Consider the following 12,491-nt stretch of genomic DNA (forward strand, 5'->3'; position numbering starts at 1 on the left):
GGGTGTGGATGTTTTATTTAAATATATTAAAAATTAGTTTTTTCTCTCATTGTACTCAATAATTAGAGTTGGATTATTTTAGATTTATATTTTTAACCGTTTATATATAACTAATGGATTTCGAGTTGTATCACGACAGCAAGAGAGCGAAGCCAACATAGCTGCAACTCGAAAGATGATGAGTATAAATCAACAGGTTGTCACTTATGAAAATTACCGCTAATCACATTTCGATTGAAGTTGAGGATAGTGGGGGAGAAACGTGCCCAGTCGTTTTGCTTATTATGGGGCTGGGAATGCAACTTATTGATTGGCCAGATGAAATGGTCAGCTTATTGGTAGCGGCGGGTTTTCGCGTGATCCGTTATGACAACCGCGATGCTGGGCTAAGTCAGAGATTTGACCACATTCGGCAGAGTTCTCTTTTTTGGCAAAAAATTCGTTTTTGTTTAGGGCTGCCTGTTCGTGCTTTTTACAGTATACAGGATATGACAGATGATGCGCTGGGCGTGCTTGATGCGTTAAATATTCCACATGCCCATATTATCGGAGCATCAATGGGAGGGATGATCGCGCAAAGGTTCGCGGTAACCTATCCTAAACGATCCGCCAGTTTGGTCAGCATTATGAGTTCAAGTGGGGCCAGCTATCTTCCCCGTCCCCAGCCAGAAATTATTGCGACCTTATTGTCTAAGTCTGATGGCATGAGTGAAGATGAGCTGATTGCCCATCAACTTAAAATCATGGCGCTTGTTGTTTCTCCCGCTGAATTATTAGATTTAGATAGAGATAAGTGGCTCCGGCATTTGCGAATGGCTTTGCGTCGCGGCGGATATCATCCCAATGGTTCACTCCGGCAGATATTGGCAATCATGACCGATTCCTGTCGAGCTGACCTTTTGGCTCAAATTCGTTGCCCAACATTGGTTGTGCATGGTGAGGATGATCCTTTGATGCCAATTGCTTGTGGAGAAGATACAGCCAGACGTATTTCTGGCTCAGAGTTTTTACCGATTCCCAAAATGGGGCACAGTTTCCCGCCACAATTTATGCAAGCGATGCATGAGAAGATTATTCCATTTTTGCATGGAATAGGAGGTGTGCACAGAATAGAGAAATAGAGAAAATATCATTTATTTATAATTTTCTGTTATTTTAAGTTTCTTGACTGGATATTATAATTGATTATACTCATTTTTCTAACCTCCCATTATAAGAGATTTTTTAATCCTAAAAAACCAAAATATCAAGAGAATTCTATGGATGATAACAAATCTAAAGTAATACAAGTCATTATGCATCAAGATATAGATTTTTTACATTATTATAATAACAATTCTGTTTTGGCACATTGTTATATCTTGGGGATTGAAATTAGAATTATTGACGGGCTAAGAGATCTCCGCAATGAAATTAGACAGGAATATCTTACTTATATTAGTTATGCTATTAATAAAATAATTAAAAAAGTGTCTAATTTACCTTCAGTAGTAAAAATCATTAATGTTTATATAGAAAAAATCGGAAGAATTGAAGTCAGATGGCCAGAAATAGAAGATAAAGAAACTTATAATACATTGAAAAATAATAATGTATGGATTAACAGCCCATGTCTTCATATAAATGATAATACAATTAAACAAGTGAGTAAAATTAAATCTCGTCCACTTTCTTTCGGGTGTTTCAGCTTCAGTAGCTTTAGAAATGAAAATCATATGGGTAGGATTGGAGTTGATACATCCGGCGTTCCGGATCAACTGAATCACGAAGTTAAGGTCAGGTCTAATTTAACCAGAGTTGTTGCTACTATCGTACATGAAATTGGACATATACTTCATGCACAGCAAAAAACATCACACAACAAATTTTGGGAAGGCAGAAAGATGAGTGAGCAAGATAAATATACTATTCCAGCAAGAATTGCTGAAGAAGTGAGTAATTATGTTATACAGAAAAATAATTCTAATGAATTTGTTGCAGAAGTTTTTACTGGTTTAATCTATGGAAAAAAATACAGTAAAGAGGTATTAGAGTATTACAAATATTATTCGGGGCCCGAATTCACTGATGTTGATCTAAAACGTCAGTTTGCTGATATTGAAATAGACCCCAAAAAATTTACTAAATGATTGGACTCCTTAATATATTTATTTTTCTTTCTAAGAAAGTATGTTACGAGTTAAAAATCTATTAAGCATAAGGAGTCAATCGGATAAGTGACGAGCCATGAGATACATTGTGCTTTGCTGTTTTGGAGTGGTAAAGAGAGTGCTACTTTTCGAAACTTAATATGTTTTTGAGGAATATTGATGAGCGATAAAAAACGGCTAAATTAAAAATGGTGATAAAAAATTATCACCATTTTTATGCTAATTCAGTTTTATTATTGAGCTGATTTAGTGTTTTGGGCTAACCAGTCAGCCACACGTTGTTTCTGCTCCTCTGTCAGCCACATACCCAGTTTGGTGCGGCGCCAGATAGCATCATCCAATTGTCTGACCCATTCATGCTCGACCAGATAGCGCAATTCAGCCTCATACAGCCCATGACCAAAGAACTCACCGAGACCGACCAGCGTGTCTGCGCCTTTCAGAATGATGTTGCTGTTGCTGCCGTAAGTGCGGGCATAACGCAGTGCTACGCCTTCCGGCAACCACTTATAACGCTGACGCAGCAGACGGGCGTAACCATCGCGGTCATGGCCTTCCAGTTCACCACCTGGCAACTGACCATTTTTAGTCCATGCTTTGCCTGCGTTTGGATAGTACTGTGTCAGTTTCTCTAAAGCGTGTTCAGCCAGTTTACGATAAGTTGTCAGTTTGCCACCAAATACGGACAGCAATGGTGCCTGACCTTCGTCATCCTGCACGTCCAGCGTATAATCGCGGGTAATTGCTTGTGGAGAATCGGATTCATCGTCACACAATGGGCGAACGCCTGAGTAAGTCCAGACAACATCATCACGACCCAACTGCTTTTTGAAGTGGTCATTATAAACTTTCAGCAAATAGTCGATCTCTTGATCGACTATTTTGACTTCTTTTGGATCGCCTTTGTATTCAACATCGGTTGTGCCGATGATAGAGAAATCGCCATTCCATGGGATGACAAACACAATACGATTATCTTCATTTTGCAGAATATAAGCCTGCGGTTCATCGTGAGCGCGAGGAACAACGATATGGCTGCCTTTGATTAGGCGAATACCATAAGGTGATTTCAGTTGCAGCCCGTTATCGAAGAAGTTTTTCACCCATGGGCCGGTTGCGTTGACCAGGCCTTTCGCGCGCCATGTGTTGACTTCCCCAGTCGCCAGGTCTTTGGCCTCAACCGTCCAGTAACCATCTTCACGCCATGCGCGTGTGACTTGAGTGCGGGTACGCACTTCGCCACCGTGTTTTTGCACTTCTTGCGCGTTCAGAACCACCAGACGTGCATCATCAACCCAACAATCGGAATATTCAAAGCCACGGGAGATAGACGGTTTCAATACTGAATTTGCACCGAATTTCAGCCCTTTGCTGCCCGGTAAGCTAACGCGTTTGCCTAAGTTATCGTACAGGAACAACCCAATGCGGATCATCCATGCTGGACGCAGGTGCGGCTGGTGTGGCAGGCGAAAACGCATTGGGAATGCAATATGGGGAGCCAGCTTCAAGAGAACTTCACGTTCTGCCAGTGCTTCACTGACCAGACGAAATTCATAATGTTCCAGATAGCGCAAGCCACCGTGTATCAGTTTGGAACTGGCAGAGGAAGTCGCACTGGCCAAATCTTGACCTTCCAACAGCAGGACAGAAAGTCCTCGGCCAGCAGCATCTGCTGCAATACCGGCGCCGTTAATTCCGCCGCCGATGATAATCAAGTCTTTGGTTTCCATTGCATACCCTCTGAAATGTTCGAAACAGTTCTTTAATGTTCGTTTTCGCTCATGGATTGTAATCAAAAATCCATCAATCGCCAACTGTTAACTCAGAAAAAACATACTCATGTGATATAGATAACAAATTTGTATCGTATTCATAAGATTAATAAGGATTTTACAGGATACAAATCTGAGGGACATTTACAGGAAGGAGATGACAGAAGGGAGAACCCCACCCATATTTCAGGTGGGGAGCGCCTGTTAACAAAAGACAATTAGCACAGTTCCAGCTTGACACTATGTTGTTCGATGATTTTCTGGACATTTGGCGGCGGGGCTTTATCCGTGAACAAGAAATCAATCAGGTTCATATTTCCGAGATTAACCATGGCACTGCGACCAAATTTCGAATGGTCGGCAACCAGCATGACGCAGCGGGAGTTCTCAATAATGGCGCGCTTGGTACGGACTTCGTGGTAATCGAATTCCAGCAGGGAGCCATCGCTATCAATGCCACTGATCCCAAGAATGCCGAAATCAAGGCGGAATTGAGAGATAAAATCCAGTGTCGCTTCGCCGATGATGCCACCATCACGGGAGCGAACTTCACCACCCGCCAAAATCAGGCGGAAATCTTCTTTACCCATGAACAGAGTTGCAACGTTGAGATTATTGGTAACAATCCGTAAATCGCGATGATTGAGCAGTGCATGTGCTACGGCTTCTGGGGTTGTTCCGATATCAATGAACAAGGTTGCACCGTTTGGAATTTGAGTGGCAACCTGCTGCGCAATACGGGCTTTTTCATCTGACCACAGAATTTTACGGTCATGATAGGCGGTATTAACTGAGCTGGAGGGTAATGCTGCACCGCCGTGATGGCGTTGGATTTTATTTTTATCTGCCAGATCATTCAAATCACGTCGAATGGTTTGCGGGCTGACATCAAAATATTCAACCAGCTCTTCAGTGCTGACATAACCTTGAAGGCGCACCAGCTCGATTATTGCATCATGTCGCTGAGTTTGCTTCACGAAATTCCCCTAATGGTTTGCATAGATGGATTATATTCCTTCATCTTCCAAGTTGCCGCTTTGTGGATATGCTCACTTACTTCAGTTACACAGGTGGCCATGCTCTTGGGGATCAGTTCCCTTGCCGTTGCGCTACAACTTGAAATCTATTAGGTATAGTTGACCAAAATTATTTGGAATATTCTTGATTTTTTTGTTTACGTAAATTATCCCACAGGCCCATTAATAACCCGATGATTAACCCTGAAACATGGGCGGCATTGGCGATGTTTAATGAAAATACATCGGAATAGCCAACCAATAACCAGATGACAGAGATAGCGATTAACCCTCTGGGAATGCTGATTCCACGCTTGGGTGAAATTTCACCAGTCAGCCAAACATACCCGATTAGTGCGTAGACCACACCAGAAAGCCCACCGAAATGAGAACCGCTGAACAATGATTGTGCCCATCCACTGAAAAACGCAGAAACTATTGTTATTTCAAAGAGTTTTCCGGCGCTGATCTTTCTCTCTACCTGACTGCCGAGATACCACCACAACACAAGATTAAAGAGAAGATGTGTGAGTGAGAAATGCAGTAAGGCGTGGCTGACCCAGCGCCATAATTCCAGATGTTGATCACCGTTAGGCCATGCCAGCCAATTCATGACATCGGGTGTGCCGGCAATCTGTATCCAGAGGTAAACGAGGGTGCAAATTGCTGTTATGGCAATGGTCAGGGGACCAGACTGGTTTTTGAGGGTACTCCAGTTCAAGTTGTTGCGATATTTAAAGAGAGTGCCTGATTTGCCCGTTTGCCAGCTGGCTTCCTGATAGCGTTCATGGAGTGGATCGCGGACAAAGTGGCGAAGCTCCTGCTCAACCAGACTTAACTGGCTATCATCTTCCAGCCATAGTTCAACCAGAGAGGGTTCACTGGTGGGCTGCATGGTCAAATGAATGTCCTGCATTGCCATATAATCAATAAAAGCCTGAGCTAGTCGAGGATTGGATATTGAGGTTACGTGGATCATGACTCGTCTTATCTCTGCCTTAAGTTGAAGTTAATCGCACAGGGGCTAATCGCATTGAAATTAGTATTCGTGTGCTAAAGGTTCATAGGGTATGGACAGCTTGAGGGTAGTTCTTCTGCCAGACGTCAAAACCCCCATTGACACTGTAAACGGTTTCAAAACCCATATTGATAAGATATTGTGCAGCGCCTTGGCTGCTATGGCCGTGATAGCACATCACCATGACTGGTTGGTCAAAATCCGCTTCCTGCAAGAAGTTATTGAGTGTCTCGTTAGTCAGATGAAATGCACCTGTTGCATGCCCGGCACGAAAACTTTGTGGATCACGGATATCCACCATGAGAGCGGTTTTATCAAGCCAATACTGGTAAGCCTGATCAGGGTTTATCGTTTGAAAATGGTCCATAAATACTCAATGTAGTTTCTAATATTTCTTTTCCAATATATTCGTTTCTTAATAGTCGTCTGGTATGACCTGATTGCCTTCCCAATGTTTACATTGGAAAGGCTCAGAAATGAGGGTGGAAAGTGTTAGAAACAGAAAAATAATCAGTAATACGAGTGTTCACCACGCTGATGTTCAGTCAGGTCTTTCACTCCCTTCAATTCAGGGAAGATCTGTAGCAACTGCTTTTCAATCCCTTCCTTAAGAGTAACATCGACCATTGAACAGCCATTACAGCCACCGCCGAATTGCAGAATGGCATAACCTTCATCGGTGATCTCCATCAGACTGACCTTGCCACCATGTCCGGCGAGTTGTGGATTAATCTGCGATTGCAGAACATACTCAACGCGCTCAATCAGTGGGGCATCATCGGTCACTTTGCGCATTTTGGCGTTAGGGGCCTTCAGGGTCAGCTGGGAGCCAAGTTGATCGGTCACAAAATCAATGACCGCTTCTTCCAGGTAAGGTGCGCTGATTTCATCAACATAGGCGGACAGTTGATCAAATTTCAGTTCGGTATCAGTGGCTTCAACAGCATCTGGTGGGCAATAGGAAACACCACATTCTGCGGTCGGCGTTCCCGGATTAATGACAAAAACGCGGATCTGTGTGCCCGGTTCTTGATTTGCCAGTAGCTTGGCAAAGTGCGCTTGCGCTGCTTCAGTAATATTAATCATGTCATTTGCTCAATAGTTGACTGTTCTAGTTGGTTATAATACGCCCATTTATAAAGGAACTACAAGGTTCGGCATATAGCCCAGGCCTGTACGGAGCGGGCACCCGCACGAATCAACAATTGTGAGGCTTCATGCAGCGTTGTGCCCGTGGTGATCACATCATCGAAAATCGCGACATGCTTATCGATAAAATCGCCCCGCAATAGAAAGGCATGCTTAAGATTGGTTTTCCTTTGGGTGGCAGATAAGCCCCGCTGCGTGAGTGTAGCACGTGAACGTTGCAAAAGGTCGGGCTGATAAGGGCATTGTAGCCAGCGGGACAGGGGATGAGCCATTAACGCAATGTGATCGAACCCCCGTTGCCAGCGTTTTTTCCTGTGCGGAGGAACGCTCAGTATGCTATCTGGTTTATGCCAGCGACCCTCACGATAGCCTTGCAGCCAGTGCAACAAGAACAGGCGGGCCAGCGCTGTCGCAAGTTGCGGGGTATTTTGGTACTTATAGCGGTGGATAAGTTGGCTTAGCGGTGGGGCATAGTCCGTAATGGCGATAAGTTGCTGCCACGGAGGGGGATGCCTGAGACAACGTCCACAGGGAATCCCTTTGGATTCAGAAGTCTGGGCACAACGCGGACAGACATTTTGCAGCCGCTTTAATTGCTGATGGCACACATGGCAGATTCCATGATGGGCAAAATACAAATTTTGATGGCATAGCCAACAGTATCCAACCATTGTTAGCATAGTTCCCTTCCTTGGCGACAAATAAGATGAGAATAACAATGGGACAGTTGTTTTGGCAGACAATCGGTGATGCTCCTTGCGATCTTGTGATGCTGCACGGATGGGGATTAAATGCAGAGGTTTGGCGTTCAGTAGAAATGCGATTGGCTTCGCATTTCCGTTTGCATCTGGTGGATTTACCCGGATATGGGCGCAGCCAATCATATTCGGCCATGTCATTGGCGGAAATGGCGGATATTGTATGGCAGAAGGCGCCAGAGAATGCGCTGTGGTTAGGATGGTCTTTGGGGGGATTGGTGGCGAGCAGGATTGCTCTGGATCATCCCGAACAGATTGCAGGCTTGGTGACTGTGGCATCTTCACCAAAATTCAGCTCTGATGCAGAGTGGCCGGGCATTAAACCTGAAGTATTGAGTGCCTTTGAGTATCAATTGAGCGCCGATTTCCAGAAAACAGTCGAACGTTTTCTGGCATTGCAGACATTGGGAACAGAGAGTGCCCGTGAGGATGCCCGTATATTGAAATCAGTGATACTGAATCAGCCGATGCCGGCGGTGGAGGTACTCAATGCGGGTTTGGAAATTCTGCGTACTGATGATTTAAGGGCTGAATTATCGTATCTTCAATTACCTTTCTTGCGTCTTTATGGCTATCTTGATGGCCTTGTGCCACGCAAAATTGCAGAACGGCTTGATAATGAGTGGCCGAATACGCATTCCGTGATTATGCGTCAAGCCGGTCATGCACCTTTTATTTCTCACCCTGATGAATTTATAGAGATATTAACGAATTTTGCTGCCGGAATAGAATGGTAATTGCCGATAATTATTTATAAACGTAAATTACCCATAACATTAAACAGTTATGGGTAATAAGCGAATTTATTTGTCAGTATAAATTTCGGTTATAATTTCTGGCATATTAACGATGGTATCGAGAACAGGGCAGTTGCTTTCGACAAAATCAATAAAGTCGTGAATCTCCTGTTCAGTGTTGTCTGCCTTAATATAAAATTTTGAGGTAATTTTGGAAAAGCCCATTTTGGCGTTTTTATTTCTGCCAGTGAAGCCATCGGTATCCAGTTCTCCTTCCATTTTGACCTGAATATCGATCAAATTGATTTTATGCTTGCGGGCAAAACTTTTTGCCACAATACACTGGCAGGCACCAAAAGCAGAAAGCAATGCTTCTACAGGATTCATCGCTTCATCAGTGCCACCCAGACTTTTAGGCTCGTCTACGTGAAAGGTAAAATCCCGCGATGAACATTTCATTTTGAGACGGCCCACTGACTCTATTGTTGCAGTAAATAACTCTTTAGGCATGTTACTATCCTCAGGTTATTAATATTGATAAATAGCACATCAGATAATAATAAAATGATTTTTATTTTTCAATTTTTGAGTGATGAATAAATTTGACCTTCATTGTTCTATTTTTTGTTTAACATTGAATGAGGTCTTTTTAGCCAATTCATGATTTACATTGATTGTCTGAATGTAAATCATGTTATTTTTTGATGATAAGGAATTTGATGTAGAAATTAAAATAAATAAGTAATATATAATATTTATAGCATTTATCACAGTTTTTCGACGCAATTAGGTATTTCAATGTATTTATCGGCATGGGCACATTAATGCTGGTTTGGGGGAGTTTAAGTGAAAAATATCGGAGAAAAAAAGTAATTTTATTGTGGAAATTGTGGAAATTGTGGAAATTCGGGCAGAGTTGTGTCTCCGGCCGTCAGGTAAAAGCAGGCAATATCTTAATTTTTGACTGCCAATTGGTACACTTTAGTTTCGCATTTCTGCGTTTCCGGGCAGTGCTTGCAGCCACCGCTGAGGCAGGAGGAAGCGTCCACTTCCTCCAGTTTACCCATCATGACAAGCTGCTTGAGCATGGCTTCCACCATCGGCAGCGGTGCTGAAAACTGATGGCTCAATGACCTTGCATCAGTACGCCCACTGAGGGCAACAGCATCTCTGATTTTCAGCAGACTAATCATCCATGGCTCCTATACAATTAGTGGCAGCTATCGTTTGAGCATTCGCAGCTACGCCCTGCGGTATTATTGAACTTTACGGTGACTTTACGGCGTGCACGCCGTAAGACAATAAAGATCATAATGTTAAATAAAACCACGGCCAAAATGGTAATGAGGCTCTTTTCAGGATGCGCTGAAAACATAGTGATCTGATAAAACAGCGCAGCCAGTGAGTAAGCAACATTCAATCCCCACAGAATGGAGAAATTCATCCAGCCACGGCTGGTTTCACGGGCAATGGCTCCCATGACGGAAACACAAGGGACGTACAGCAGTACAAAAATCAGGTAACTATAAGCGGAGATGGCAGAGCCAAACTTGGCACTCATTGTTCCCATGGTACTGCGATCCATATCTCCATCACCTTTGCTGGCCTCAATCGGATTGGAAAGTGCACTCAGGGTAAAGGTCTCTTTCAGACTGCCCCATGTTTCCGCTACGGAATCTTCCAATTGATCCAGTAAGTTGAATTCCTCCGGATTAAATGGCTGTTTAGTGATGTTTTCTGCGGTATACAGGGTGTTCAGGGTGCCAACCACCACTTCTTTTGCCATTGCCCCAGTTACAAGCCCGACGGTTGCTTGCCAGTTATCGGGATGTACACCGATGGGTTCCAATACTGGTGTAATCACTTTACTCACCGAGGCCAATGCTGATTCGTTGATATTATCCACCGTCTTACCAGAGAAAGAGAAACTGTTCAGGGCACCAATAAACATACTTACTGCGACAATGACTTTACCCGCACGTATCACAAAGCCTTTCAGACGTTGCCAGGTCTGGAGCAACAAAGTCTTGGCATGAGGCACATGGTAGACCGGCAGTTCCATGATAAATGGCGATGCTTCACCCCGCATCAGGGTATGTTTGAGGAGAAGCCCGGTCAGAATGGCGACAACAATTCCTAACATATACAGTGAGAACACAATACTCGCACCGCTTTTTCCGAAGAAAGCCGCAGCAAAAACTGCGAAGATAGCCAGTCTTGCACCACAGGACATAAACGGAGCCATCATGATGGTAATCAAACGTTCGCGCGGGGCATCCAGAGTTCTTGAACCCATCACGGCGGGTACGTTACAGCCAAAGCCGACGATTAAGGGCACAAAAGATTTCCCCGGCAACCCGATTGCCTGCATCAGCCTGTCCATGACAAACGCTGCTCGTGCCATATAGCCAGAGTCTTCAAGGAAGGAGAGGAACAGGTACATCATGCCAATTTGGGGAACCAGTGGCAGCATCGTATTGATACCCCCGCCGATGCCTTGGGCGAGGAAAACGGTCAGCCAATTCGGGAAATGAAGTGTATAGCCCAGCCACTGCATTCCATCAATGAAAATAGCGGAAGATGCTCCGTCGAAGATGGGCTGTAAGGCTCCTCCAATATTGATGGCAAGTACAAACATCAGATACATGATAAACAGAAAGATGGGAAGACCCAGCCAGCGATTCAGTATTACAGAGTCTAACACTCGGGTCAGTTTGTTTGGTGTCGCTGTGCGGGTATCAATGACGGACAAACAAATTTCGTTAATCGCTTCATAGCGGGCACCCGCAATGATGAGGTCTGGTTCTGCAATCTGTTGTTGCAACCGGGTCTTGCTTTCAGCCTGATTTGCCGGAGTCAGTCCTGAAATTTCAAGACCATAAATATCGCCTTCCAGTATTTGCAAAGCGAGCCAGCGGCGTTGCTGTGGGTTAAATTTGTCTGCAATCTGGTCGGAAAGGAGGGAGATCTCCTGCAATAATGCATCGGGAAATTTGACCTGCACCGGATTAGATTTTTGCGGATAATTATCGATGGTTTTTTTTAGTACATCGATCCCTGTGGCACGGGTAGAAACCAGTGGTATAACCGGGCAACCAAGGCGTTGCTCCAATGCCGCGACATCAATATTGATGTGCTGGCTTTGGGCGATATCCAGCATATTCAGCGCAATGATGCAGGGAATGCCCAGCTCAATCAATTGAAGTGAAAGATAAAGGTTTCGCTCTAGATTCGATGCATCAACTACATTGATTAACATATCGGCTTCGCCACTAAGAATGTAGTGGCAGGCAATCTGTTCATCAATGGAGGTCTGTTCCGAAATTGTTGTGAGAGAATAGGTTCCGGGGAGATCGACAAGTTCGACTTGATGGTCATGGGTGGTAAAGTGGCCTGTTTTGCGTTCTACCGTGACACCGGCCCAGTTCCCTACCCGTTGTCGCGAGCCTGTGAGTTGATTAAAAAGCGTTGTTTTGCCGGCATTGGGGTTACCGATCAGACCTATGGTTAATTGTTTCATCATACTTTCTGCCTATCAGGAGGCGATACTTCTGTATCCGGTTATGTGAGATGAGAGAGGTGAGTAAGCCGGGGCTGTTTTGAACCCTGTTTATGCTTTACCCTGAGCCTCGCTAGTCCAGAGCTTCATCTAACATAAGTAATTCTAAATCTTGTTTACGAAGAGCAAGATTAGATTTGGTTGTTTCGACCTGTATTGGGTCGCCCAACGGGGCGATGCGAATAACTTTAAATGTTGCTCCGGGCAGGACACCGATTGACAACAATTTTTGTCGATAAGCCGGATTAATATCTGGAGAAAATCCCAGAATTTTATATCTGCGCTCTGGAATAAATGACATATAACTCTCCGTTAAAACTGAAAAGAGAAGT

At 44.1% G+C, this 12,491-nt stretch carries 13 protein-coding genes; 3 read left to right on the forward strand and 10 right to left on the reverse strand.

Annotated features, from left to right (window positions below; all coding sequences use genetic code 11):
* Positions 1-206: 206 nt before the first annotated feature.
* Together AC5JQI_RS00655 and AC5JQI_RS00660 are read left to right on the forward strand one after the other, a co-directional pair.
* Complete coding sequence (locus AC5JQI_RS00655; protein ID WP_493913371.1) at positions 207-1,121, forward strand: alpha/beta fold hydrolase; 915 nt, start codon at positions 207-209, stop codon at positions 1,119-1,121.
* Positions 1,122-1,259: 138 nt separating this feature from the next.
* Entirely contained in the window at positions 1,260-2,129 is an 870-nt protein-coding gene (locus AC5JQI_RS00660) for a hypothetical protein (RefSeq protein ID WP_493913372.1), read from the forward strand.
* Between the two features lie 254 nt (positions 2,130-2,383).
* Here the strand turns inward: AC5JQI_RS00660 and glpD are convergent, their stop codons facing one another.
* The 6 genes from glpD to gntX all read right to left on the reverse strand — a co-directional run bounded on the left by glpD (position 2,384) and on the right by gntX (position 7,785).
* Complete coding sequence (gene glpD / locus AC5JQI_RS00665; RefSeq protein ID WP_493913373.1) at positions 2,384-3,880, reverse strand: glycerol-3-phosphate dehydrogenase; 1,497 nt, start codon at positions 3,878-3,880, stop codon at positions 2,384-2,386.
* A gap of 260 nt (positions 3,881-4,140) precedes the next feature.
* The gene (locus AC5JQI_RS00670; protein ID WP_237385766.1) at positions 4,141-4,899 is read right to left on the reverse strand and encodes a DeoR/GlpR family transcriptional regulator; all 759 of its coding nucleotides are present in this window, start codon (positions 4,897-4,899) and stop codon (positions 4,141-4,143) included.
* A 169-nt stretch (positions 4,900-5,068) separates the two neighbouring features.
* Positions 5,069-5,917, reverse strand: coding sequence for a rhomboid family intramembrane serine protease GlpG (glpG, locus tag AC5JQI_RS00675; protein WP_323854863.1), 849 nt, complete (start codon positions 5,915-5,917; stop codon positions 5,069-5,071).
* A gap of 82 nt (positions 5,918-5,999) precedes the next feature.
* Positions 6,000-6,323: a thiosulfate sulfurtransferase GlpE gene (gene glpE / locus AC5JQI_RS00680; RefSeq protein WP_237385768.1), complete on the reverse strand. Its 324-nt coding sequence runs from the start codon at positions 6,321-6,323 to the stop codon at positions 6,000-6,002.
* A gap of 143 nt (positions 6,324-6,466) precedes the next feature.
* On the reverse strand, positions 6,467-7,042 hold the full coding sequence (nfuA, locus tag AC5JQI_RS00685) for a Fe-S biogenesis protein NfuA (protein WP_493913374.1): 576 nt from the start codon (positions 7,040-7,042) through the stop codon (positions 6,467-6,469).
* Positions 7,043-7,101: 59 nt separating this feature from the next.
* Positions 7,102-7,785, reverse strand: a complete 684-nt coding sequence (gene gntX / locus AC5JQI_RS00690; RefSeq protein ID WP_493913375.1) for a DNA utilization protein GntX — start codon at positions 7,783-7,785, stop codon at positions 7,102-7,104.
* 38 nt (positions 7,786-7,823) lie between these two features.
* On the opposite strand from gntX, the gene bioH reads away from it, so the two are divergent.
* Positions 7,824-8,600 (forward strand): pimeloyl-ACP methyl ester esterase BioH, encoded by a 777-nt coding sequence (bioH, locus tag AC5JQI_RS00695; RefSeq protein WP_493913376.1) that lies wholly within the window; start codon positions 7,824-7,826, stop codon positions 8,598-8,600.
* Between the two features lie 66 nt (positions 8,601-8,666).
* Here bioH and AC5JQI_RS00700 read toward each other — a convergent pair whose 3' ends face one another.
* The 4 genes from AC5JQI_RS00700 to feoA all read right to left on the reverse strand — a co-directional run bounded on the left by AC5JQI_RS00700 (position 8,667) and on the right by feoA (position 12,460).
* Entirely contained in the window at positions 8,667-9,110 is a 444-nt protein-coding gene (locus AC5JQI_RS00700) for an OsmC family protein (protein ID WP_323854858.1), read from the reverse strand.
* Between the two features lie 443 nt (positions 9,111-9,553).
* The gene (locus AC5JQI_RS00705; RefSeq protein WP_493913377.1) at positions 9,554-9,793 is read right to left on the reverse strand and encodes a FeoC-like transcriptional regulator; all 240 of its coding nucleotides are present in this window, start codon (positions 9,791-9,793) and stop codon (positions 9,554-9,556) included.
* A gap of 17 nt (positions 9,794-9,810) precedes the next feature.
* On the reverse strand, positions 9,811-12,120 hold the full coding sequence (gene feoB / locus AC5JQI_RS00710; RefSeq protein ID WP_493914578.1) for a Fe(2+) transporter permease subunit FeoB: 2,310 nt from the start codon (positions 12,118-12,120) through the stop codon (positions 9,811-9,813).
* 112 nt (positions 12,121-12,232) lie between these two features.
* Positions 12,233-12,460: a ferrous iron transporter A gene (feoA, locus tag AC5JQI_RS00715; RefSeq protein ID WP_237385775.1), complete on the reverse strand. Its 228-nt coding sequence runs from the start codon at positions 12,458-12,460 to the stop codon at positions 12,233-12,235.
* Positions 12,461-12,491 lie beyond the last annotated feature (31 nt).

Source organism: Xenorhabdus sp. XBWT, from assembly GCF_059072735.1.